A 24,369-nucleotide genomic window follows, 5' to 3' on the forward strand; every position below is an offset into this window, starting at 1 on the left:
CATTGAAGACAACAGAGCAAGACGGATGGAGCCTCTTAACGGAGGCTTTTTCTATAACCAGAAAAGAAGGGTTTTCGAAATGATTACATTGGGAGAGGACTTGAGTAAGAGCGTGCATATAAAGGGATTGCCGCCAAAAAGAAAACGAAATGGATGGCTCAAGCTTCTATCTATCGTCCTTCTTCTATGCGTTGCGGGCGGTATTTGGCAAGCGGTCATGGTGAAAATTGAACGTCGCAGCTATTTGCCGGAAGGACAGATTTACTCCGTAAATGGCCACAAAATGCATCTATATGGGGCTGGTGAAGGAGACACCACGGTTGTGTTTATTGCGGGATCTGGAACGCCAAGCGCCTATACGGATTTTTATGCCTTGCTGAATGAATTGCAGCCCTATGCAAGGACGGTTGCTTTTGACCATGCAGGGTTTGGGTGGAGCGAAACAACAAGTATCCCCAGAGACATCCACACAGTAAGTAACGAACTGCATGAGCTGCTTCAAGTAGCGGGCGAGAAAGCGCCATATCTGTTGGTGGCTCATTCCCTTATATCCATTGGTCGAATCAGAAGGAAGTTGTTTACAAAATAGTACAGATGCTCCCTAATCAGCGCCGCTAGACTCCTGAACGAGTGAGCCTGCTCACAGCAAGGGACAGGCAATAATTGTATGGTGAATACAATCGTTTATGCATTTACAATGAATAGGCATCCTATGGGTAACGGCAACGTGCTAAATGCTGAATGGGCGCTGAACAGGAGTGTAGAAAATGGGAAAAAAACAAGGCGTTCCATCGGGAACGTCGGAAGATCGATTTACAAAAGCCGGATTTATCATTTCGGCCATTGGCAGCTCGGCCGGATTGGGGAATATCTGGAAGTTTCCGTATATTACAGGCCAATACGGGGGAGCTGCATTTTTCTTGCTGTTTACGGTATGTCTGCTGCTGGTAGGGTTTCCGATCCTGCTTGCGGAATTGGCGATTGGACGAAGCAGCCGGGCGAGCGCAGCTCATTCTTTTCTCAAGCTGGGAGCGGGGCGGTCCTGGAAGGCGGCGGGATTGCTGCAAGTGCTTGTGCCGTTTCTGATCCTTTCTTTTTATGTCATCGTTGTTGGCTGGACGCTGCATTATACGGTTCAGGCCTTTAGCGGGCGTTTATTCCAAAACGGCGATTTCGTAGCGCAATTCAGTCAGTATACTTCAGGCTACATGCCGCTTGTCTGGCAGGCCATCGCCATGCTGCTGGTAGGTTTAATTGTCGTGAAGGGCGTCAAAGGCGGCATCGAAAAATACAATAAAATCCTGATTCCCGCCATGGTCGTGCTGCTCGTTCTCCTCATGATTCGGGCCATCACGCTTCCGGGAGCGGAGGAAGGGCTGAGCTTTTTCCTCAAGCCCGACTTTACGCAGCTGACGCCGGAATCCGGACTTGTTGCGCTGGGACATGCATTCTTCTCTCTGTCTCTCGGGATGGGAATCATGCTGACCTATGGAGCGTACGTTGACCAGCGGCAGTCGCTGGGTACGGCTACGGCCGCTATCGGGGCTGGCGATTTGCTTTATGCGCTGATCGCGGGATTAATCATTTTCCCGACGACCTTTTCCTTTGGCATATCGCCCAATGAAGGGCCGTCACTGGTGTTCATCGCATTGCCTGCGGCTTTCTCCTCCATGCCGCTGGGGTGGCTGTTTGGCGGGTTGTTTTTCCTGCTGCTGGCGATTGCGGCTTTGACATCTGCTGTGTCGATTCTGGAGGTTCCGATTGCATTCGCCAAGGAACAGTGGGGATGGAGCCGCAAAAAATCGGTGTGGATCATCGCTGCGAGCAGCTTTGTGCTGGGCGTTCCTCTCTCCATGTCATTGGGGCTTCGTCCGGATTTTGCATTTGGAGGCAAAACCTTTTTTGACTGGATGGACTTTCTGACCTCCAATATCATGCTGCCTCTAAGCGGGATTCTGATCGCCATCTTTACGGGCTATTATTGGAAAAAGGCGGCCGATGCCGCCGGCCTATCCATGGCGTGGCTCCGCGTATGGCTCTTTACCTTGCGCTATATTGCACCGGTGCTGATGGTTTTGGTGCTTCTCTACACATCGGGAATTATCCGGTTTTAGCGGGTGGAAAGGGATGTCGGCACCGACATCTCCAAACAACAATCTAATGCAATCAGACAGACGATAAGCAGACGACGGTATTCCAACCGCCGTCCGTTTTTTATGTGTGGAACATGCTCCAATAGATTTATTTGGGAAATCCTTTACAAAATTTAGGTTTTCCGATTTATACAACGGATAAAGGCAAGGAATTGGGGCCGGTCATTCATGAATGCCGGGATCGTCTGCGTCTGATTGTAAACGACATTTTGTGCGAATCGGAAAGCAATGAACTAACGCTGCGTCTAGATCAAGTAAGCGAGATTTTGGAGAAGGCTGATTAATGGCTTTCCCTTATTATAATGGGGCTGTCCAAAAAGCCGATCCGCGTATCTGATTCAATTAAAAACGCTAATGGACATCCGTGTCCGTTAGCGCTTATTTTTTAACTTTTTGCGTTTGTAACGGACATTGATGTCCGTTACAGTGAAAATTATCCAATAATTACCCATTTTGGGGCTCTAACGGACAAGGATGTCCGTTAGAATTTCAAAATCTGCGTTTTACGCGTCTAACGGACTTCCGTGTCCGTTAGAGCGTTTGACTTTTTGGACAGCCCCTTATAGAGCTCACTATCAAAATAACTCATTCAGGAGGTGGTGGGGGGTCTGGCTGTAACAGGCTCCTTTAACGTGCCTTTGAACAATAAACTGGCCAAGGTGGAACCCGAAAGCGAAGAAGGCCGCGCAGTTCCTGTATGGCTGGTTTGGAACCACGTTCGGACGGTTGCTTGCTGCGCGGCCTCTGTCTCGTTAGTTGCGGAACTGCTCCGGATGTGAGCGTAAGACTGCTTTATTTACTTCTCCTTTTTAACGCGTTTCCGTGATAGAATAATAGGGTGGGATTACCATTTTATTTGATGGAGGCGCTTGCGTATGGACCAACGGTTGGAGCAAGAAGGGTACTTCGGAGAATTCGGAGGAAGTTTTGTCCCTCCTGAGCTGCAGGAAGTGCTGAACTACTTGAGTGAGCAGTTTTACAAATTTCGGGACGACCCGGACTTTAAGGAAGAGCTCAGCTACTATCTGCGCGATTACGTAGGCCGTATGAGTCCGTTAACGTATGCGGAGCGGTTGTCCGAAGCATGGGGCGGCCCCAAAATCTATTTAAAGCGCGAAGATCTGAATCATACCGGAGCCCATAAAATTAATAACGCGATCGGCCAAATTTTGCTCGCCAAACGAATGGGAGCCAAACGGATTATTGCGGAGACAGGCGCGGGTCAACACGGCGTAGCGACGGCTACCGCTTGCGCGATGTTTAATATGGATTGCGTCATTTATATGGGAGCGGAAGATACACGCCGCCAGGCGCTTAACGTATTCCGCATGGAGCTTCTCGGAGCGACCGTCGTTCCCGTCGATAAAGGGCAAGGCCGCCTGAAGGATGCGGTGGATGAAGCATTAGGCGATTTGGTCCGCAATTATAAAAATACCTTTTACCTGCTTGGCTCTGCGGTTGGTCCTCATCCGTTTCCAACCATGGTCAAGCATTTCCAAGCCGTTATCAGTGAAGAGTCCAAGCGGCAGATTCTGGAGAAGGAAGGCCGATTGCCGGATGCCGTGGTCGCCTGCGCGGGCGGCGGCAGCAATGCGATTGGTGCTTTTGCGCATTATATCGACGAGCCGGGCGTTCGCTTGATCGGCGTGGAGCCGGATAAGGCGCCAACGTTAACTCAAGGCGTGCCCGGCATCATTCACGGCTTTAAATGCCTCGTCCTGCTGGATGAGGAGGGTCAGCCGCAGAAGACGTATTCCATTGCCGCAGGCCTTGATTATCCCGGCATCGGGCCGGAACATAGCCACCTCAAAGTGACAGGGCGTGCGGAATACGCCACCGTGACCAACGAAGAGGTTCTGGCCGCTTTTCAGGAATTGTCCCGTACGGAGGGAATTATCCCTGCGCTGGAGAGCGCGCACGCAATTGCTCATTCGAAGAAGCTTGCGGCTGAGTTGAGCCGTGACCATATTCTTATCGTTAACCTGTCAGGGCGCGGGGACAAAGACGTCGAGCAGGTTTATCAGATGCTCAAATAGAGAATTTGAAAAAATACGGAATGCATCTCAAAGCTTCAATAAGCAATAAACGCAAAAGGGGTTGTCCGAAAAGTCAAGCGGAAGTAATAATTATTCAGCAGAGAGGACCGGAGGAGAAAGGGGGTCTTGAGGGCGAGTTTTTTTGTCCGCTTTTATCCACTAAAAATGGGATCGAAATAAAGCGGACAAAAATGTTTGAGCTTCCAAGACACCCTTTTCCGGAAGGGACCGATTTTGCTGATTAATTATTGTCCATAACAGACTTTTCGGACAGCCCCTTTTCTGCTGTCTGACTAAAAGCTGCGGCTACGGCCTTAGGTCCGGGATCCTCCGGTCAACCGCCACTGGCTTCAACGAGCTTCGACTCCAAATCCCCCAGAAATTCCTCCACTTTGGAAAAATCCGTCGCAGCTGTATAAGATGCTTTAATCGTGCTATCTAACGCCTCTGCTTCTGCAAGGAAGGAGGTGGCTTCTTTCATTTTGGCGGAATAACGGGCCTTTATATCAGCCAATTCGACCGCATAAGCCTCATCGATGCCAGGCTGCATGGTGCGTGCATACATATCCAATACTTCATCCCCGTTCCGATTGGGGAAGTATTCATGCGGCGCCGTACTGTCGAAGATCGCCGTGCTTAACGTGGGGAAAATGAGCATATCCAGGCTGTTGGGGTCAAAGCCGCAATGAAAAATCTGCACCTCGACGCCTTTCTTTTCCGCAGCGGCAGCCAGCTTTTTGAGCAGGGTCGATTTGCCGGAGCCCGGTCTTCCCTTAATAAAAACCCGCCTCTCCAGCGAAGCGGTCAAGCCTTGAATAAAATCAAAGGCGCCTTTTGGCGTAGCGGCCCCAAAAAACAAATGGCGGCCTATCACCGGCGGTTCGTCCTCCAGCTTGCCAAATAAAATAGCTATCCATTCCTCCGCTATATCATTGGCCTTCCTGAAATCCATTGCTTCAATATAGTAGGTTTCCCATTCATCATGAATCCGCAAAGCGGTATGGAATGCTTCGTAAGCCTTGTTGTAAGCGCTATCCAGCTTGGCGGCAAGGTCTTCGATAGCGGCGCGATCCTCCAAAGAAACTCGAGCATAGTCCAGTGCAGGCTCGAAGGAATAAGTGATGATTTGTTCTGATGAAATATCATCTATCGCCCCGCAGACCTCCCCGTCTATAAAGCCGATTTTTAAATCGGTGGAAATAATGCCGTCCAATTCATCGGGCCTAAGCGGCGAATGAAAAAACTCTACATCCCGATCAAGCTCAATCAGGCGGTTAGCCAGCTTGCGCAGGACGGTAGATTTTCCCGTGCCTTGAGGTCCGGTAAGGACAAAAAGCTTTTCCAGTCCTTGAAAAGCCGAATGGTATAGGAAGTGAGCTCCGCGAGCAGTATTGCCCCGCGCAAAATAATGGGTTGCTTTTTCGGTCAATCTGAACACTCCTTCGTGCTTATTCCGCCTTCGCGCAAGGAGCCGGCTTGCCACACCGCCCTGAATAAGCAAAGTGGGATAAATGCCTATCTTATTTTATATTCATGGGTCGGCTTAACCGTTCCGGAAAGCTATGACAACTTGCTAAACAATGACCAGGCGGCAAGTGTGCGATCCCGATTTTGTCGATCCAGATCGGTTATTGTCGCTCCTTGTTTATAGTTTGTTTAGTGCGGCTATGTACAATGGAGATATAGATTCATCGCATCTCAAGTTATAGACAATCATTAAGGAGGATCAGCAATGTATTCAAGACAAGGATATGCGGCATCGATTTATCGAAAAGCCGTTATGTGCATCCTGGCTGTATTGTTAGTGGTGACGGCTGCACCGATTTCGCCTGCGAAGGCGAGCACCGAACCGGAGGTTTTGCCCATTTACGTGGGTCTGGAGAAATTTGAGCATATCGGCAACAACGCCAATGTGTCCAATGACCGTACCAGAGGGCTTCTATTTCCAACAGATCCCCAACGCAATAATGCCGCTACCACGGCGAACGGAAGGCTGAGGGTGGTACCGGTAACGAACGGCTCCAGCGGCATCGTGGTACGCACAAACAAAATCAAGCTGGACGGCGGATTCAGCACGTATTTTGTTATGCATTTGAATGGAAGCACGTCTCTGAATAACACAGGCTTTCCTGGCCCGGCCGATGGATTGACCTTTATTATTCAGGATAATCCGCAGCCTGTATTAGGCGGAATCGGCGAAGGCGTTGGGTATGCCGGCATTCCTAATTCCATAGGCGTAGAGTTTGATACGTGGAAGAATGACGGAGCTATGAATTTGGGTCTTTATTATGATCCTAATACAGCGTTTAACCGAACGAATAAGTATCATCCTGTCACAAATCCCAATGGGCCTACCGCAGACCATGTTGCGATTGTTGTAAATGGAAATAATACGCATGCTCCGGGAAATGGCGATGTCGTTGATAATTTGCAAGGCGCCAATTTCCGTTTGTACGATTATGCCAATTCGAACGCCTATGTCCATGTATGGGTGGATTATGACGATGATGGCAAACTTACAACCACCTATGGCCTGAGCGCTAACAGGAGAGATGCCAATAACAGGAGCATAACCCGCAATGTAGGCATGTCCCTCATGAACAAAGAGGTTTACGTGGGCTTTGGCGCAAGTACAGGCGGCGCAAACTCCCATCATGATATTTTGGCCTGGTATTTCAAAAATACTTATGTTGAAGGCGGTCTGGATCCCAACGGCAATTACAGGCAAGGTCCAACCGCGGTAACAATCGACAAGGATGTTCCGGAAGACGGTACGGTAACGGGACTTGACATCCGGGTAAAAGGTAACAGCATTAACGATAATTTGCCGAATGAAAAAGTAGATATCTTTATTAACAACCAACTGGTTGTTGGAGATTATGCTACGGACGGCGAAGGCAAGCTGAATTACGTTTTTGACGAATTCAGTCATTTGCAGCCCGGCAGCAATACCGTTACCGTCATTGCTCGCGGCGGCGGCACGTCTGCCAATACGACCGTTGTTCAAACGGTTAAACCTTTGGAGAACGATATTGTAGTGGCGATCACCGAAAGAGGCGTTGTTACTGCCGATCGTGTGCCGAATGACGTGTTGATGACCCTGTACAACGAAAATAACGAGGTTATCGCCAAGGCGGGTCCTACCGTAAACGGTACCGCCCGTATCGTGCTTACCGTCTCCGAAAAAGAAAAGCTGGCGGAAGCAGCTGTAATTAAAGCGGGTTATTCCAAAATCGGAGAGGTCAAAAGCGTTAAAGTGCCGGTATCGCCGTTAGACAGAAACAGCGCTCCGGAGGAAGAAGAAGTCGTTACGAATGCAAAGGATAATACGGTCACCGTTAAAAAGGTGCCGCCGGGAACGACGGTTAACGTGTATGACGACGAAGACATAGTGATTGGAACGGGCACGAATGACGGCCCGACGGAACAAGATATTATCATCACAATCGATGCGCCGACCGTGCTCAAAAAGGGCGATAAGGTCAAGGTGTCTATCGAGGATGACGAAAAAATGGAAAGCGAACGGATTCCAAGCGTAGCCAAGGATGTAAGCGAGTCGCCCGATGAAGAGAACATTCTCGCAAACGCAACGAACAATAAAGTTACGGTTAAAGATTTGCCGCCGGGAACGGAAGTTAACGTATACGACGAAAACGGCGAGCTGATCGGGACGGCAACGAACGGCGGTCCGAACGATGAGGATGTCGTGGTTCATATCCGAGCGCCGCATGTGCTTAAGAAAGACGATATCGTGAACGTAACGGTCACGCTGCCGGGTACCTTGGAAAGCTCGCCTGTCCCAAGTCAGGCAAAGCTGGAAAGCGATCCGCCCGCGCCAAACGATGTGACTACAAATGCGGGGGACAATACCGTTACGGTTAAGGACGTTCCGCCGGGAACGACGGTTAATGTTTATGACGAAAATGACGTGTTGATCGGAACGGCTACCAATGAAGGTCCGTCGGAAGAAGACATCGTGGTTACAATCAAAGCCCCGACAGTGCTTCAAAAGGGTGATAAGGTAACGGTGTCCACCCGCGATGAGGGCAAATTGGAAAGCGAGCGGGTGCCTAGCGAAGCCAAGCTGGTAAGCCAGTCTCCTGACGAAGAAAAAGTGACGGCTAATGCAAGTGATAATACGGTTACGGTGAAGGATGTGCCGCCAGGCACCACCGTTAATGTATACGATAAAGACGGCAAGCTGATCGGAACGGCAACCAACACCGGCTCGAATGAAGACGATGTTGTGGTTACGATCAATGCCCCGCATGCGCTGGAGAAAGACGAAATCGTCGACGTAACGCTCACGCTGCCGGGCAGCCTGGAAAGCCCGCCGGTCCCAAGCCAGGCGAAGCTGGAAAGCGATCCGCCTGCGCCAAACGACGTGACTACGAATGCGACAGACAATACGGTTACGGTTAAACACGTTCGTCCCGGAACGACAGTTAACGTGTACGACGAAAATGATGTATTAATCGGAACGGCAACGAACGATGGCCCGACGGAAGAAGACGTTGTGGTTACAATCAAAGCTCCCACCGTGCTCCAAAAGGGCGATAAGGTAAAGGTATCGACCAAGGAAGAGGACAAAATCGAAAGCGACCGGGTGCCAAGCGAAGCCGAATTGGTAAGCGAAGCCCCTGAGGCCGAAAAAATCACCGCAAATGCGAGCGATAACAAGGTTACGGTGAAGGATGTACCGCCAGGCACCACCGTTAATGTGTACGACAAGGACGGCAAACTGATCGGAACGGCAACCAACACCGGCTCGGATAACGAGGATGTTGTCGTTACGATTGCAGCGCCGCACGTACTTGCGGAAGATGAAGTGATCGACGTAACGGTTAAGCTGCCGGGCAGCCTGGAAAGCCCGCCGGTTCCAAGTCAAGCGAAGCTGGAAAGCATTCCGCCTGTTGTAAACGATGTGGTTGTCAGCATTCCTAAAGGCACGGTTACGGTAGAAGATGTGCCGGAGGGCGCAACGGTCATTATCTACGACGACAAAGGCGATGAATGGAAGCGAAATGCCAATACGGATACAAAAACGGGTCCTGTCGTCATCACCGGGCTTGAGCTGGTGCCCGGCACCAAAATCAATGTAACCATTATTGAAAAAAATAAATACGAGAGCAAGCCGCTGGTAATCGTGGCGGAATATACGGCGGATGAAGCGATTGACGACGCGTTGAAAAAGCTTCAAATCGGCTACCATGAAGAAGACACGTGGGAGAGCGTCACGCATCCTGTATTCATCGTATCGGCGGGAGCAAACAATACGAAGATCGAATGGACTTCCAGCAAGCCGAATTCCATCGAAATCGTATCGCCTGAAGATGAAACGATTGAAACCAAAGTGCATCGCGGCGAAAAGGACGAGAGCGTCATTCTGACGGCTTCCATTTCCAAAAACGGCGTAACGAAAACAAAAACCTTCCTGTTGATTGTTAAGTCGAGCAGTATAACGGATAAAAAAACCGATACAAACTACCGGACCGTCAAGGTCATTGGCGGATCAAGCGACGAGGTTAACGAAACCGCCCGCATCGACCGTATTTCGTTATCCAACGGCGTAAAAATTGACAAAGCCATTTTTGATGCGGCAGCGGCAGCGCGGTTTATCAATGATGCCAGAACAAACAATGGCGTTGCGACCGTCTTTGTTGATGAAGTTCTAAATGACGAGCCGGGAGAAATTGCAGTTGAAATCCCGAGACAGTCGGTGGAGCTGTTAAGCGGCAACGGAAATTCGCTGGATGTTCGCACTGAATATGCTACCGTGTCGATTTCGGCTAATGTGCTGGAACAAATGGCAGGCAATTATCTGGATTTATTTTTCCGGTTGATTCCTGTTAAAGACGCTAGCCAGCAGGCACAATTGAATGCGGCAATCACGAATGAGCCAGTTGTCAAAACAGCGGCCGGAAGCAGGGATGCGGTAGTTATCGGGTCCTCGCTGGAAATTGAAACGAACTATCGCGATTATGCGACAAAATTATTCCTTCCTTTTGGCAAAAACGGAATTACGGTTCCGGCAGGCAATGCCAGCGATTTCTTGAATTCGCTGCGGGTATATGTCGAGCATAGCGACGGAGAGAAAGTAGTGAAGACTGGAACGGTCATCTACGATGCAGGCACTCCGATCGGTCTGGAAATCGATATCGACAAGTTTAGCGTATTTACTATTCTGCAGTTGAAATACCGTCCGGTTGGCTACATTCCGGTTCCACCGGTTGTAACGCTGCCGCAAGGCACGGATCAAGTCAAGACGGCCGTGATTGATGTAGACAAAGGAACGATCGCGCTTGAGCTTGCCAATGGAACCGGTGACGTCGACAAATCCGGCTTTACTGTAAAAATTGGCAATCAAAACGTAGAAATCAAAGAAATCAGCATTAATGGCAACCAAGTTACTATCACGCTGAAGAATGCCATTCCGGCAGGCTACGAAGCCGTTATTTCGTATAAGCCAAGCACTGGCACAGGTGCGGCAAATGGTGCTTTAACGGCATTCGCCGACCTGAAGATAGCAAACCCGGCGTATCATGTTGCCTATATCAAGGGCTTCCCTGACGGCACTTTCCGTCCGGATAAAACCGTAACAAGAGCGGAAATGTCAGCGATACTCGCCCGCAACAAATATTTGCCGGAGAGCTCCCCGTATCAGGCGTTGTACCCGGATGTCGCGCAAGGCTACTGGGCAACTTCTTATATCGAGCAGCTGAAGGATGTTGGATTGCTGATTGGCGATGACAACGGCAACTTCCGCCCCGGCGACCGCATTACAAGAGCCGAGATGGCCATGGTTGCGGCCAGATGGCTGAATGCCGATCTGAAGGGAACCTTCCAGAACTCTTTTGAGGATGTATCCGATAGCCATTGGGCTGCCGCTGCTATCGCAGCTGTAAGCGAAGCGGGTATAATGATCGGTTTTGAAGACGGTACGTTTGGTTTGAACAAATACGTAACGCGTGCGCAAGCCGTAACCATTATGAATCGTCTGCTTGGCAGAGGTCCGCTTACGGGCGTACCGACTCCAACATGGCCGGATGGAGGCAGCCATTGGGCTTCCGAGCATATTGAAGAGGCTTCGCAAGACCATCATTATACGTATCTGCCTGATGGCAGAGAGCTGTTATACCAAAACTAAGATCGGCATAAAGTAAAAACCTCGAGACCCAAAGCAATGGGTTTCGAGGTTTTTTCATGGAAGGGGATCGAAGGAGGACTGCCGAAATAGTAGTACATCCTGTTCACATATACCTATAAGTGGAGGAACCTCTATGGAGACATTGAATATAAGCGACGGCTTGATCCAGAAAGGCGGCGTAAACCGATTGGAAGTTACTCAGGGGGCATGTACAGTCCTGTTGTGCAACACCGATATTGGCCGCTCCTTTATCCGATCCATGTTAGGCGAGGAAAAAGGCGACGGCGTGATCTTTTACCGGGGTAAGCAGGTGACTCTGGAAGGCGGGCAATCTGCCCATAAGACGGGTTTGTCTGCTTTGGACGAAGGTCTGTATGGTCGCCTTAAGGCAAAGGACTATTTGTCGTTTTGGAATGGGCTGTATAACGTCCAAACGCCGGTCAGCGAGATGCTTGGCCTGTTTGGCTTGGAAGCCAAAGCTAATGAACGAATTTCCAAGCTGAGCTATTCCGAGAAAAGACTGCTGGGATTCGCCAGAAGCATACTCCATGATCCGGAGCTCGTCATATGGGAGGAGCCGGAGCAAAATCTGGATTTGGAAAGCTGTATGACCGTACGCAAAATCATAGATGTATTGACCGAAAGGGGAAAGACGCTTCTTATCACATGTTCTTCTATGGAGCAAGCGCTCTCCGTCTCAACCCGAATATTCCGCTTTAGCGATAGCGCGTTTTCCCCAATAGCAAGCCTGGAATCGGTGGAGACCCAGGAAGAGGAGTCCCGGCGGGCGGATAGGAAGGAAAAGGGCTATGAAGCAGAAGCTGAACAATTGAAACAGGAGCCGGATTCGGAACCGGAGCTAATTGAACAGCCCCGTACCAGTCCCGTTCTTTCCCGATTGATGATCAAAAGCGAAGACAAATACCTGTTTATTGATCCCGGCCATATCCATTTTATTGAAAGCAACGAGGGCATTACACAGCTGTATGCCGAGGAGGGGAATTATTCCTGCCCATGGACGCTTTCGGAACTGGAGGCCAAGTTGAAGCCTTACCGGCTGTACCGCTGCCATCGCTCCTATATTGTCAATCTGGATTGCATCGCCGAATTGATCGTGTGGAGCCGCAACAGCTATAGCCTTGTGCTAAACGATGAGAAGAGATCCCGAATTCCGTTGTCCAAGGGGAAATTCGAGGAGCTTAAGTCATTAATCAGCCTTTAACGCTGTTCCGTTCAACCTTCAAATGGTCATATTCGGCCTGCAAATGGCTCCTTCTATGGCGAATTAGCGGCGATCCGCTGCTTTAACGGTTACTCTGATCTTGTCGGCAGCGCCGCAAGGAGCTAACCGTCCACATACGTCAAGGAAGGAGAAGTCAGCATGTCATCCATTATGGAGGTAGAGAACCTCGAAAAGCATTACAAAAGAAAAAAAGCCTTAAAGGGGGTCAGCTTTAATGTCCGCCAAGGCGAAATATTCGGTTTTCTTGGTCCAAGCGGATCGGGGAAAACAACAACAGTAAAAATTCTGACCTCTCAGCTTCTCTATACGTCGGGAAGAGTCAAGGTGCTGGGTGTTGATCCCGGCCGAAGCCGGCATTCCGGCTTTATGAGCAGAATCGGAGTGCTTACGGACAATAGCGGGATGTACGACCGGCTGAGTGTCTACGATAACCTGCTCCTGTTTTGCAGATTGTACGGGACGTCCGATCGGAGGATCGAGGTTGTGCTTGAAGCGGTTAACCTGTCGGAGGAAAAAAACACGCAGGTCGGGAAGTTGTCCAAAGGGATGAAGCAGCGTGTGACGCTGGCCCGGTGCATTCTGCATGAACCGGACATTTTGTTTCTGGATGAGCCAACCTCCGCTCTGGACCCCGTGAACGGAGAACGCATCCGGGAGACGCTGCGGGAGATGAACGCCCGGGGCACGACCATTTTTTTGACCACTCACAATATGGCGGAGGCTGAAGAGCTGTGCCACCGCGTCGCTTTTTTGAACAACGGGGAAATTTCCGCTCTCGACACGCCGCAGGCGCTCCGATTGCAATTCGGCGACCGAACCATTACGTTGACCACGTCGCAAGGAAAGAAAATTATTGAACAAAACGAAGCGGGAGCAGATTATGTGCGGGATTTGATGAACCGGGGAGAGCTGCTGGCGATTCATTCCAACGAGCCAAGTCTTGGCGATATTTTTGTGAAGTTGACGGGGAGGGGCTTGGAATGAGTTTTTCCATGCGGCGATTTAAAGCTATGGTAACCAAGGAGTGGAAGGATGGCATTCGAAATCAGCATATTTTGCTTAATGCGGGCATGCCGATTCTGCTTGCCATATTGTCCAGCCAAAGGGAAAGCGCGCCTGGAGATTTCACTTTTCTGGCTATTCCTATCCTCGTTGCGATATCTATTACCGGCGCTTTTGTCCAAGCTGCCATGATAGCCGAAGAAAAGGAGAAAAATACGCTGCGCGCGCTTATGCTCTCGCCAGCCTCCAAGCTGGAGGTGCTTGCTGGAAAAAGCGTTACAACAGCTTTATTCGCCCTGATTGTTGTTGCGATATGCGCCATTATTTCGGGCATTCCCGATGTTCCTATTCTTTATCTGGCTCTTTTGACGATTCTGCTGCTGGTGATTTTTCTGGCCATTGGAACGATTATTGGCCTTATAGCCCGGACGGCATCGGAATCCTCCATTGTAGGCCTCCCCATTCTTCTGATTTTCATATTCGGCCCTATCTTTGTGCCGGATTTGAATTTGCCGGCGCTGATGACGGTTATCCACTGGCTGCCTTCGCAGCAATTCGTGGTGGCTATTACAGAGCTTGCCCAAGGCGGGGGATTTGCGTCGATTGGCAGCCATCTGCTGAATCTGGTTGCCTGGATGGTTGCTTCGGTTGCGCTATGCTTCCTTGTATACGGCAGAAAGCGGTTTGACAAATAGATTGGTGCGGGAGGGGTACAAGTGAATAAAAATAAATTGGCCAAAAATGTAGTCATTGGCGTTGTTGTGCTTGTTGCTATGCTGGCTGTACGAAAATTTTGGCTGCCCGACGGAATTTGGGGGCTGTTCCAATAACGTAGATCATGGAAACGTTGAATATGGACTTTGGGGATAAAGAAGAGGAGTCCGATAAAGTCGCTTTGCAGAATAGATTCGATGATACCACAAGCACACCCCGGAAATGCTGAACATCCGGCATTCTCGGGGTGTGTCGGTTTCGATATCGCGTTGCTTTCACGGGACAATTTGCGTTATCTTAGCTCCACCATCTCATTGAGATGAGTGCTCTCCGTATCTTTGCCCATCAGCCGGTTGAACATGAACTTTACCATTTTAAAGGCATTGCCGGAATCCCAATATTCGGCGGTTTCGGCTTTTACCTTGATCAAGACGAGATTGGGGTTGTCGATGCTGGTTTCCAGCAGCTTCTCATAAGCCGGGCTCCAAAATTGCTTCAGCTTTTCTTTACTCTCCACCAGCTCGGCTTCGCCGCGAATGGACACGTAGGATTTCCCCGCATACGCGACATTTACCTGCTTGTTATGCAGAAGCTCGTGGAATTTGCCTGTATCTTTTTTGGTCAGAAACCACAGGTCTCCATCAAATTCGACCTCCTGGGTTTTCATCGGGCGGGATACCAGCCCTTCGGGCGATACAGTTGTCAGCATAGCCGTATCGATTCCTTTAATTAAAGACCGGACCTTCTCGATCGCTTCGTGGTTATCGGAGGCTGCATTCATAGATGACGTCACCTTTCCCAAAATGTATTTTCGTTTAGTGTGCGCCCATTGTCCGCTGTCAATTCAGAAGGTGCGAATCTTTTGAGGTTTCTGCTCTTTACCATGCTTTTCAACCGGTGGTTGCAAAAAACATCCTAATTTTTCAACCTGCCGTCGATACAACTGCGGGTCATTTTTTGCTACGATTCTTGTAGGCGGACATGTTCGACTGGGGAGGACAAAACAATGCTGGATAATGAAAAGATCGGCCGAAACATCTACCATCTGCGAAAAGGCGCAAATATGACGCAATCGGAGCTTTCAGAGCAATTGGGCATAAGCCACCAGGCGGTATCCAAATGGGAAAATGGCGAATGTTTGCCCGATATTGAAGTGCTGCTGAATCTTGCGGGGCTTTTTGGCCGATCAGTTGAAGAAATTTTGCTCGGTTCAACCGGTCCATTCCAACCAACATCAGAGGTCAAACAGACCATGTGGGAAGGAGTGTTAAGCGATATTCAAGGCAAGATACATCCTAAAAGCTATCAAACATGGTTTTCGGGAGTGGCCGGCAAAGTGGAGGGAGATACGTTGGTGGTGACTTGTCCTAATCCGTTTACAACAGATTGGCTGCGCGGCAGATATTCCTTCATGATTGAAGAGGCGCTGGAGAAAAGAAGCGGAAAATCCGGTCTCGGCGTTGTCTTTCGGTCGGGTCAATGATGCGGCGTTAATCTACCAGTATTTTAGCAATGATGATGCGAGGTTACTTTGGTATACTTCGACAATCAGAGCTGAAGGAGGCTTTATAGTCTCGTGAAACGGATACGGGTTAGATTCGGCGTATTGACTGTGGCTGTTATGTTGGCATGCGGTCTGTTTGGGCCGCGCGCGGGAGCTGCGCAAAAGGTTCCATTTGAAGACATCGGGAGCAGCTACGCGCGAACTTCCATTATTCATCTCTATCAACAAAAAATAATGACAGGCACTTCGTCAACCACATTTTCGCCCGTCAAGTCCATGACAAGAGCGGAATTGCTGACATCCTTGAACCGGATGCTTAAGCTTGAACCCGTGCTGGGGCCAATCTCTCCGTTCGAGGATGTATGCCCTGCCGCTTGGTATTACGGATGGGTTCAGGCTTCTCTTCAATTAGGGCTGGCTAACGGAACCTCCGCTACAAGCTTTTCGCCGGAGAGGGCAGTTACGCGTCAGGAGGCTGCAGTATGGCTGGTAAAAGCCTTAAAACAAGGCGATAGTTACTCAGACGCCGATGTCGGCGGAATTTTTGGCGACGGGCAAGCCATTGCGGAATGGGCGAAACATGCGGTAGCAGCTGCCTATCAGCTAGGGCTCATAAAAGGAGACGGGGCGGGGAATTTCCGTCCTGCGGATTCCATAACCCGGCAAGAGGCGGCGGTGCTGCTGGACCGTGTCTTGCAGAACGAGGCTTGGGCGTCTGAGCTTAACCGTTCCAGCGACGAGCGGATCGTGATGGGCTGGAACTACGGCCAGACGACCGCGCAATACCAGGCAAACCTTGGGCAGTCCAATGTGAACACCTTGTCGCCAAGATGGTATTTTGTCGATGGGGATGGGTCGATTGCCGACCTGACGGACTCAAGCCTTATACTCTGGGCAAGGACTAATGCCAAAAAGGTGTGGGCAATGGTAGGGAACCGTGCTGATCAAGCCGCAACGCATCAAATGTTGTCCAATGCAGCCAACCGGGATGCTGCTGTTGCATCGCTGGCTGCGCTGGCGGTGAAGTACCGTCTGGACGGCCTCAATCTGGATTTTGAAAATGTAGCGCCGCAAGACCGGACGGCTTTGACAACGTTTGTTACGCTGCTTGCCCGGAAGCTGCATGCTAATGGACAGACCTTGTCGGTGGATGTTTCTCCCGACCGCGATACGGATTGGACGGAAGCCTTCGACTATGCGGCGCTTGGGCGCCAAGCGGATTATATTGTGCTGATGGGTTATGACGAGCATTATGGGGGAAGCCCGATACCAGGTCCTAATGCGTCGCTGCTCTATGATCAAAAGGCTGTCGCCAGGCTGCTGCAAACGGTATCCGATGACAAAATCATTCTGGCGTTGCCCTTCTACAACCGGGAATGGGCGCAGGAGCAGCCAGGGGCGGCTCGTTCTTCGCGGTTCATCTCCCTTCTGGAGCAAAATGAGCTGCTGATGAGATATTCAGCCAAACCGGTATGGGATGCTGCTTTAGGACAATATGTGGCTAGCTACATGAGCGGATCTGTTAAGCGCACGATTTGGCTGGAGGAAGGCCGTTCGTTAACGGCCAAATACCGGCTGGCGATCGATCAGAATTTGGCCGGAGTCGCTTATTGGTACATTGGCGGTGAAAGCTCCGATATTTGGGCCAGCCTAAGGAACGCCGCAACATACGGCGAGTACTCATTCACATCGTAAACGGGAAAACGAGATATATTCAAAACTCCGATACATGCAAAAAGGGTGTTCCCGTCTGTCGCCGCCGACAGTGGGAACACCCTTTTCATACGTAAGCATTGAGTTATCTATACAACCTATGCTTCCTATACCGTTCGAGCTATCGCCAGTGAACGCACTGCTTAATTGCCCTCGAAATGCTGGACCAAGGCCAAGGCCTCTTCGTGGTCAGGTTCAAGCTCCAGCAGTTTTCGGGTATAGCTCAAGCCTTCGTCATCCATTCCCAGCTCGAAGCAGCAGACGGTCAGACAATAATAAATAGTGGACACGACGTCGTCAGGATCTTCCTGAATCGCGATTTCCAGAAACCGTTTGGATTCCTCGTACATATCCATTTCAAACAACAGCAAGCCGGCATCAAGCGCGATGCCATACTTCTGCTGCATGACATAAAACGTTGACCACATGTGTAAGATGCCCTGATGCAAATCGCTTTTTTCTTCATCGTTGGCGTCAACGATCAGACTGGAGATGACTTTGCTGCTTTGCGAAAACAATTCGACGTCATATCCCCCTAAACGCCAAAAGCTTAGCAGCTCAGACAGCACCATGCTTTCCAGATGTTTATCGACCCATTCCTTCAAGCTGTAGAAATCGTCCGGCCCAAAGCGTTCAATGAATCTGCGATAGGCCAATCGGGTTTGCACGTATTCCATCGGCGAATCCAGTTGAATGATGCAGCCGATATTTATATTTCGGTAATGGTGAGGAGGAAATAACGAAAGGGCTCCGTTCATCTCCGCCACATGTCCAATCGCATGGTAGTTCGCTGTTACCGAAAAGCTGCCGTGCAGAATCAGCTCAGGCGGCTCCGCGAATTTAAAGTTATCAAGCAGGTGGTCGCCTTTGTCCGCCGTCAGCAGCAGATACCCGGCCTGAGAAAGCCCGTTCAGAACGTCCAGACAGGCCAGAGCTTTTACGGGAAACAGGATATGGGAGTCTTCCAGCTGCTCCTGGTAAATGGAGATGGTATCCCGGTAAGGGTACGATTCCTCCTCGTATTCCGGCGTGCGCCTGTGGGTATAGCTCAACGAAATTTGCCGCAGCTGCTCGGACGGTTTCAGGGAGTCGGCGCCTTCGGGAAATTCGGCGAATACATCCGTTTCATAAACGAGGCCTTCGCCTATATAGAGCAGCTCCTGCGGAATGCCGTCAAAAAAGTAGTTGGCGACAATAATTAAAGGCTGCTTCAAATCGCCTTTGCCGATTGTTTCGCCTGACACGGACAGCTTTAGCTCTGTATCTTGAACGGCATCAAATCGCGCAAAATCAAGGATGCCCTGAGCAACAAAGGGCTGAAGAGCAGGATGCGATTGCCATGCCACCACATTATTCATTGCCAAGTCGGTCATTATGTACTGGAAGGATGGCAGCTTAATACCGGCGTAATCAATCAACCGGCAAAGCTCCTGCAGCACATGAAGGGCAAAACGGCCTGCTCCTGCACCAAGCTCTACAATCCGTACCGTCTCGTCATGATTGCTTTTGCCCCTCTGGTCTTGAAGGAGTCCAAAAATCATTTCTGCATACGCCGTGCCGATCATAGGGTTGCAGGTTATAAATTGCGGGACCTGGTCATTGTTCCAAGCCTTCAAGCCTTCTTCTTCATAATAGGCCCGATTAATATCCCATATCGGGGATTCGCTATAGCGGTAACGCTGCTTGTTTTTAACTGCCATGGTGGAGTATCCTGCTCTCTTTGAATTGGTTAGTATTTATTTTATCATTATGTCCCTTACAGGGCTTGTTGAAAATAAAAGAAAAAAACAGGGCCGCCAAAGGCTCCTGTTTCCTGAAAAAATGAAAAAACCTCTATCAAGGAGGCTTTTTGAAGGCGGATAACCGCGTTTTTACCCATGCAAAATAAAGTTGTGTCTACCAACACATTATGTTATGATGTAAAATGAGTTATTTTCAAATTTAAAACGGACAGAAGTATCGCATCTTATCTACACTTTAATCTTATCATGCGGCCTTGTATTCTGTCAAACATTTTTTATGACCTCTACAAAGGAGTGAGCTGAATAATGATCAACGCAGAGGACTGGAAAAAGGAAGAGGAAAGACTGAAGCAGGTGACGGAGAAGCTGGAGCACGATATTGCGGAGCTGGAGCCGGAGGTTTCCGGGCTGCATAACCAAGTCGTCGATATTCGCAGGCAATTCTGGGAAGAGGTCACTGTAAATACGAGCACGCATGAGGATTTCGAAGAAACATTCTACAGCATTAGACAGCAGGAAGCTCTGCTTTCGGAACGGGAACGGAGCCATGGTCTGCGAGTGCGGCAGTGGAAGAGCATGAAGCGGCTGCAGGCATCGCCTTATTTTGGACGAATTGATTTCCAAGAGGATGGGACGGGAGAGACCGAAGCGGTCTATATCGGGGTGTCCTCCTTTCTTGATTCCGACGGCATGAATTTCCTTATCTACGACTGGAGAACTCCGATAGCAAGCATGTATTACGATTCTCCGCCGGGGCCGGCGGGATACGCGACGCCAGGCGGCCATATAAACGGAGAAATCAACCTCAAGCGGCAATACCAGATTACAGGCGATCAACTGCATAACGTGTTTGACACAAGTCTGACGATTGGCGATGAAATGCTGCAGCAAGTCCTTGGCAAAGGCTCCGACAATGCCATGAAAAGCATCGTGGCCACCATACAAAAGGAGCAAAACATCATTATTCGGGATGATCATAGCCGTATGCTGATTGTGCAGGGAGTGGCTGGGAGCGGGAAAACCTCGGCTGCTTTGCAGCGGGTGGCGTACCTGCTCTATAAGCATCGCGAGCGGCTAAAGGCCGATCAAATCGTCCTATTTTCGCCCAATCCGATGTTCAACAGCTATGTGTCCACGGTGCTGCCCGAGCTTGGCGAAGAGAACATGCTGCAGATGACGTTTCAGGAATACCTGGACCATTGGCTTGGAGATTCCTTTGCGGTAGAGGACTCCTTCGATCAGTTGGAATACGTTCTGTCGCGGCAGGGCGAACCAGGCTATGAGGCAAGATTGGCGGCTATACAGTTCAAGGCCTCCGAGCGTTATCTTCATGCTCTTCAGCGTTATGTGTTGGAGCTGGAGAAGGAAGGCATGGTGTTTAACGCCATCACCTTCCGGGGCAGGGAGCTTATTTCGGCTCAGGAGATGAGCCATAAATTTTATAGCTATGATCCGGCTGTCCATTTGAGCAACCGGGTTGCGATGATGCAGGAGTGGCTGCTGCGCGAGCTGTCCGTGCTGGAAACCAAGGAGCGCGAAGCGTTATGGGTGCGGGATGAGCTGGAATACCTCGACAAGGATCAATATGCCGAAGCCTATCGCAAGCTCCATAAGGAGGCGAGAGTTTTTAGTTTCACCGGGCAATATGAAGGCGCAAACGATAATGACCGCACCTTGGACGAAGGGCATTTTGGTTATGGCGATCGTGAAGAAGAGCTGTTGCGCCGGATGGTCGTAAAGGAGCAATTCAAGCCGCTTAGAAGAAGCGTCAGGGGGATGTTGTTTGTTGATATGGTCAGCCTGTATCGTCAATTGTTTGATGCAGAGGGCGCTTTTCAAAAAATGACTGGCGAAGCGGGAGTCCCAAGCTCCTTCTGGCCGGCGATTTGCGGGCAAACCAGATCCAAGCTGGATCGGGGAGAGCTTTTTTATGAAGATGCCACTCCTTATCTCTATTTAAAAGAGCTTCTGGAGGACACCCGGACAAACACGCAAATCCGTCATGTATTCGTTGACGAAGGTCAGGACTATTCCATGTTTCAATATGCGTTTCTGAAAAAATTGTTCCCCCGGGCCAGCATGACGGTTCTTGGCGATTTCAGCCAGGCTATTTTTGTCCAGTCCACGGAGCTGCATGGTCAGGATTCGCCGCTTACCTCGCTTTACGGAGAAACGGAGACAAGATGGTTTACGCTGCTTAGGGGATATCGGTCAACCCGTGAAATCGTGGAGTTTACCAAAAGCCTGCTCAGTCGCGCCAAGGATGTTGTGCCGTTTAATCGAAACGGCAGAAAACCGCTGCTCCACAGGACGGCTAATAACGAAGATAGAGTGGCCGGTATCCAGGAGCAGCTGAAGGCGCTGCGAGATGAGGGGCACCTCTCCATCGGCATTATTACAAAAACGATAGCAGAGGGCCAAGAAGCCTTCCAGTCCTTGACGACCGCGGGCTGCCAAGGGCTTAAGCTTGTGACGAAAACAACGCCAACGTTCGAAAAGGGCGTTCTCGTGCTTCCCGCTTATTTGGCCAAAGGCGTAGAATTTGACGCAGTTATCCTTTATGACGCTTCTTCGGAGACGTATGGACGGGAAAGCGAACGCAAACTATTTTATACGGCGTGTACGCGGGCGATGCATCGGCTGACGCTTTATGCGGTGGGCAATTGGAGTCCGTTTATTGAGACGGTGGATCGCTCACTGTACGATGAAGAGCAGACAGTGATGTGACCACTCCAGTTCAAGCATCAAAATAGCTTGACGAGTTGTGTGGAGGGGTTTACCATTAAAGTATAATATCTTCTTTATTTTGGATTATCGGTGTGTAGTGAGCACTAAATTTTTCTATCGTTACATGTTTGCCACACTCAAGCTAACAAAAAAGGAGAGTTGAAAATGAAAGAAAATAATGAACAGGCTTCATTATCTGAAAAACAAGTGGATGATTTGTTGGGGAAACTATTTTCCGATCCTCCCCAAGCCGCCGTTAAGCAGGAAAGTAAACCCGGTAATGATGATCCAGCCTTCAATCCTGAAGCGCAAAAGATTTTATCCCAGCCATCCCAGCTGACCAATGAGGCGACCGATCAGTTATTAACCCAAATTTTCGGCGGGCAGCAATCGGATAAGTAGATGGAAGGTTGAACATACAACTGTATTAAAATAAACGGCAGAGTCCTCCCGCTTAAAAGCGGTCAGGGCTCTTTTCTTATGATTAGGTGGGCTAGAAACTTCGGGTTGTGCTGTTTCAATGCAACGCTTCGGGGTTCGGCGCTTGCTTTGTCTATCACAATAAGGTAAGCTACATATACGAATAAGCGTTTAAATGTTTAAACCTTTAATCATAATGAGGAGGCATCTACAGCAATGGGAAAACAAGCAGTGGAGATTTTTCGGGAATGCCTGCCTATTCTTCAAACGTTGAGCGATGAACATCGCCAGGATATATTGCTTTTGCTGTCACAAAACGGAAGGATGACGGTGAACGAAATTACCGGGGAGCTGACGTTGTCGCGGCCAGCCGTGTCGCATCACTTGAAGCTCTTGAAGAATGCAGGAGTCGTAAACGTGGAGCAGGAAGGAACGCTGCGTTATTATCATTTATCCATGCAGGATTCCATATCATTGCTTAGAAAATTGTTGACTGCTTTGGAACAGGACTGCCTATAAACCTTATGGAGGTGCACGATATGAAAGAATGGACTGCCGCTCAGGTGGAAGAGCTGCTGAAGGCGCATCGGGAACGTTTTGAAGCAGGCTATACAAGGGACATTTCCTTCCGCATAGAGCAATTGGATAAGCTGTCGGAGGCCATCAAGCGGCATGAAGGCAGCATTATGGAGGCCCTATATCGCGATCTTGGAAAAAACGAGTTCGAGGCTTACGCAACCGAGATTGGGTATACCCTGCAGAGCATTCGTTATCTTCGCAAAAATGTGAAAAAATGGGCAAAACCGCGCAAGGTCAAAACGCCGTTTTACCATGCGTTTACGAAGAGCTACATCCATAAGGAGCCCTATGGAACGGTGCTTATTGTCGGGCCGTTTAACTACCCGTTTCAATTGCTGATCGAACCGCTAATTGGAGCTATCGCCGCAGGCAACAGCGTGGTTCTGAAGCCATCCGAGAATACGCCAAATGTTGCCGCAGCCGTCCGCAAGCTGATCGAAGAAACGTTCGAGGAGACGTTTGTTACGGTCATCGAAGGCGAGAAGGAGACCACATCCGCCCTGATCCATGCGAAATTTGACTACATCTTTTTTACGGGCAGCGTGCCTGTCGGCAGAATCGTGATGGAGGCCGCAGCCAAAAATCTGGTCCCCGTCACGCTGGAGCTTGGAGGCAAAAGCCCGGTGATCGTAGATCAATCGGCCAATATTGCCGTCGCGGCCAAACGAATCATTTGGGGCAAGCTGCTCAACACGGGCCAAACCTGTATTGCTCCGGACTATGTGCTCGCGCATGAGTCCATTAAAGAGGAATTGATGAAGGGAATGAAAGCGGCGGTTGTCAGCTTTTATGGTGCCGATGCCAGCCAAAGCGTCGATTACGGCCGCATCGTTAATCAACGGCAATTTGATCGTCTGGCCTCCATCATAGAGGGCGACCGGGCCAATATCCGTTATGGCGGGAAAGTCGATCGCGACAAGCTGTACATCGAGCCAACGCTGCTTGAGACGGCATCTTGGGATGACGCTGCCATGCAGGACGAAATTTTTGGCCCTATTTTGCCAGTGCTGGGTTACCGAGGACTTGAAGAGGCGATACGGACCATTAATGCCCGTCCGAAGCCGCTTGCGCTTTATTTGTTCACCGAACAGGATAGCGTCAAAAAAGAGGTGCTGGAACGGGTATCCTTCGGCGGCGGATGCATCAACGATACGATCATTCATGCGGCCAATCATAATCTGCCGTTTGGCGGCGTAGGCAATGCGGGGATCGGCGCTTATCATGGCAAATACAGCTTTGACCTGTTCTCTCATGCCAAAAGCGTCATGGCCAAAAGCACGAAAGTGGACCTGACGGTGTTGTTCCCGCCTTATGGCGACAAGGCGAAGCTCATTCGCAAAGTGATGCGATAACGCCGATGGCTAAAGCTATGTGCAATCAGACAACTTA

17 protein-coding genes are annotated in these 24,369 nt (G+C 49.9%); 14 read left to right on the forward strand and 3 right to left on the reverse strand.

The window, feature by feature from the left end:
• Positions 1 to 79: 79 nt before the first annotated feature.
• The 4 genes from ACX93W_RS12995 (at position 80) to trpB (ending at position 4,189) form a co-directional block, all read left to right on the forward strand.
• A complete protein-coding gene (locus ACX93W_RS12995) occupies positions 80 to 589 on the forward strand; it encodes an alpha/beta fold hydrolase (RefSeq protein ID WP_459392797.1) in 510 nt (169 codons plus the stop codon).
• Positions 590 to 767: 178 nt separating this feature from the next.
• The gene (locus ACX93W_RS13000) at positions 768 to 2,114 is read left to right on the forward strand and encodes a sodium-dependent transporter (protein WP_459392798.1); all 1,347 of its coding nucleotides are present in this window, start codon (positions 768 to 770) and stop codon (positions 2,112 to 2,114) included.
• 638 nt (positions 2,115 to 2,752) lie between these two features.
• The gene (locus tag ACX93W_RS13005) at positions 2,753 to 2,932 is read left to right on the forward strand and encodes an anthrone oxygenase family protein (protein WP_459392799.1); all 180 of its coding nucleotides are present in this window, start codon (positions 2,753 to 2,755) and stop codon (positions 2,930 to 2,932) included.
• 96 nt (positions 2,933 to 3,028) lie between these two features.
• Entirely contained in the window at positions 3,029 to 4,189 is a 1,161-nt protein-coding gene (gene trpB / locus ACX93W_RS13010) for a tryptophan synthase subunit beta (RefSeq protein ID WP_459392800.1), read from the forward strand.
• A 334-nt stretch (positions 4,190 to 4,523) separates the two neighbouring features.
• Here the strand turns inward: trpB and ACX93W_RS13015 are convergent, their stop codons facing one another.
• Entirely contained in the window at positions 4,524 to 5,618 is a 1,095-nt protein-coding gene (locus tag ACX93W_RS13015; protein WP_459392801.1) for a nucleoside-triphosphatase, read from the reverse strand.
• 303 nt (positions 5,619 to 5,921) lie between these two features.
• On the opposite strand from ACX93W_RS13015, the gene ACX93W_RS13020 reads away from it, so the two are divergent.
• From ACX93W_RS13020 to ACX93W_RS13035, 4 genes are all read left to right on the forward strand, one after another.
• Positions 5,922 to 11,336: an S-layer homology domain-containing protein gene (locus tag ACX93W_RS13020; protein ID WP_459392802.1), complete on the forward strand. Its 5,415-nt coding sequence runs from the start codon at positions 5,922 to 5,924 to the stop codon at positions 11,334 to 11,336.
• Between the two features lie 133 nt (positions 11,337 to 11,469).
• Entirely contained in the window at positions 11,470 to 12,558 is a 1,089-nt protein-coding gene (locus tag ACX93W_RS13025) for a LytTR family transcriptional regulator DNA-binding domain-containing protein (protein WP_459392803.1), read from the forward strand.
• Positions 12,559 to 12,717: 159 nt separating this feature from the next.
• The gene (locus tag ACX93W_RS13030; protein WP_459392804.1) at positions 12,718 to 13,563 is read left to right on the forward strand and encodes an ABC transporter ATP-binding protein; all 846 of its coding nucleotides are present in this window, start codon (positions 12,718 to 12,720) and stop codon (positions 13,561 to 13,563) included.
• Positions 13,560 to 14,276: an ABC transporter permease gene (locus ACX93W_RS13035; RefSeq protein ID WP_459392805.1), complete on the forward strand. Its 717-nt coding sequence runs from the start codon at positions 13,560 to 13,562 to the stop codon at positions 14,274 to 14,276. The genes ACX93W_RS13030 and ACX93W_RS13035 overlap by 4 nt, the downstream gene beginning before the upstream one ends.
• A 311-nt stretch (positions 14,277 to 14,587) precedes the next feature.
• Here the strand turns inward: ACX93W_RS13035 and ACX93W_RS13040 are convergent, their stop codons facing one another.
• Positions 14,588 to 15,076, reverse strand: coding sequence for a pyridoxamine 5'-phosphate oxidase family protein (locus ACX93W_RS13040; RefSeq protein WP_459392806.1), 489 nt, complete (start codon positions 15,074 to 15,076; stop codon positions 14,588 to 14,590).
• A gap of 225 nt (positions 15,077 to 15,301) precedes the next feature.
• Between ACX93W_RS13040 and ACX93W_RS13045 the strand changes: the two genes are divergently transcribed.
• Both ACX93W_RS13045 and ACX93W_RS13050 read left to right on the forward strand, forming a co-directional pair.
• Complete coding sequence (locus ACX93W_RS13045; protein ID WP_459392807.1) at positions 15,302 to 15,778, forward strand: helix-turn-helix transcriptional regulator; 477 nt, start codon at positions 15,302 to 15,304, stop codon at positions 15,776 to 15,778.
• A 93-nt stretch (positions 15,779 to 15,871) separates the two neighbouring features.
• The gene (locus ACX93W_RS13050) at positions 15,872 to 17,494 is read left to right on the forward strand and encodes an S-layer homology domain-containing protein (protein WP_459392808.1); all 1,623 of its coding nucleotides are present in this window, start codon (positions 15,872 to 15,874) and stop codon (positions 17,492 to 17,494) included.
• Positions 17,495 to 17,655: 161 nt separating this feature from the next.
• Here ACX93W_RS13050 and ACX93W_RS13055 read toward each other — a convergent pair whose 3' ends face one another.
• A complete protein-coding gene (locus ACX93W_RS13055) occupies positions 17,656 to 19,212 on the reverse strand; it encodes a tetratricopeptide repeat protein (protein WP_459392809.1) in 1,557 nt (518 codons plus the stop codon).
• 348 nt (positions 19,213 to 19,560) lie between these two features.
• Between ACX93W_RS13055 and helD the strand changes: the two genes are divergently transcribed.
• From helD to ACX93W_RS13075, 4 genes are all read left to right on the forward strand, one after another.
• Positions 19,561 to 21,981 (forward strand): RNA polymerase recycling motor HelD, encoded by a 2,421-nt coding sequence (helD, locus tag ACX93W_RS13060; RefSeq protein ID WP_459392810.1) that lies wholly within the window; start codon positions 19,561 to 19,563, stop codon positions 21,979 to 21,981.
• Between the two features lie 165 nt (positions 21,982 to 22,146).
• A complete protein-coding gene (locus ACX93W_RS13065) occupies positions 22,147 to 22,383 on the forward strand; it encodes a hypothetical protein (RefSeq protein ID WP_459392811.1) in 237 nt (78 codons plus the stop codon).
• Between the two features lie 234 nt (positions 22,384 to 22,617).
• Positions 22,618 to 22,920, forward strand: coding sequence for an ArsR/SmtB family transcription factor (locus ACX93W_RS13070; RefSeq protein WP_459392812.1), 303 nt, complete (start codon positions 22,618 to 22,620; stop codon positions 22,918 to 22,920).
• 5 nt (positions 22,921 to 22,925) lie between these two features.
• Complete coding sequence (locus ACX93W_RS13075; RefSeq protein ID WP_459392813.1) at positions 22,926 to 24,332, forward strand: aldehyde dehydrogenase; 1,407 nt, start codon at positions 22,926 to 22,928, stop codon at positions 24,330 to 24,332.
• The last annotated feature ends 37 nt before the right edge of the window (positions 24,333 to 24,369 follow it).

It is taken from the genome of Paenibacillus sp. CAU 1782 (genome assembly GCF_054551715.1).

What these genes read in the sequence shown, in the direction of transcription:
- ACX93W_RS13075 (WP_459392813.1), top strand. Translation starts at nt 22,926, where the DNA reads ATGGAGGTGCACGATATGAAAGAATGGACTGCCGCTCAGGTGGAAGAG.
- ACX93W_RS13070 (WP_459392812.1), top strand. Translation starts at nt 22,618, where the DNA reads ATGGGAAAACAAGCAGTGGAGATTTTTCGGGAATGCCTGCCTATTCTT.
- ACX93W_RS12995 (WP_459392797.1), top strand. Translation starts at nt 80, where the DNA reads ATGATTACATTGGGAGAGGACTTGAGTAAGAGCGTGCATATAAAGGGA.
- ACX93W_RS13040 (WP_459392806.1), bottom strand. Translation starts at nt 15,076, where the DNA reads ATGAATGCAGCCTCCGATAACCACGAAGCGATCGAGAAGGTCCGGTCT.
- ACX93W_RS13055 (WP_459392809.1), bottom strand. Translation starts at nt 19,212, where the DNA reads ATGGCAGTTAAAAACAAGCAGCGTTACCGCTATAGCGAATCCCCGATA.
- ACX93W_RS13045 (WP_459392807.1), top strand. Translation starts at nt 15,302, where the DNA reads ATGCTGGATAATGAAAAGATCGGCCGAAACATCTACCATCTGCGAAAA.
- trpB (WP_459392800.1), top strand. Translation starts at nt 3,029, where the DNA reads ATGGACCAACGGTTGGAGCAAGAAGGGTACTTCGGAGAATTCGGAGGA.
- ACX93W_RS13030 (WP_459392804.1), top strand. Translation starts at nt 12,718, where the DNA reads ATGTCATCCATTATGGAGGTAGAGAACCTCGAAAAGCATTACAAAAGA.
- ACX93W_RS13025 (WP_459392803.1), top strand. Translation starts at nt 11,470, where the DNA reads ATGGAGACATTGAATATAAGCGACGGCTTGATCCAGAAAGGCGGCGTA.
- ACX93W_RS13000 (WP_459392798.1), top strand. Translation starts at nt 768, where the DNA reads ATGGGAAAAAAACAAGGCGTTCCATCGGGAACGTCGGAAGATCGATTT.
- ACX93W_RS13035 (WP_459392805.1), top strand. Translation starts at nt 13,560, where the DNA reads ATGAGTTTTTCCATGCGGCGATTTAAAGCTATGGTAACCAAGGAGTGG.
- ACX93W_RS13020 (WP_459392802.1), top strand. Translation starts at nt 5,922, where the DNA reads ATGTATTCAAGACAAGGATATGCGGCATCGATTTATCGAAAAGCCGTT.
- helD (WP_459392810.1), top strand. Translation starts at nt 19,561, where the DNA reads ATGATCAACGCAGAGGACTGGAAAAAGGAAGAGGAAAGACTGAAGCAG.
- ACX93W_RS13065 (WP_459392811.1), top strand. Translation starts at nt 22,147, where the DNA reads ATGAAAGAAAATAATGAACAGGCTTCATTATCTGAAAAACAAGTGGAT.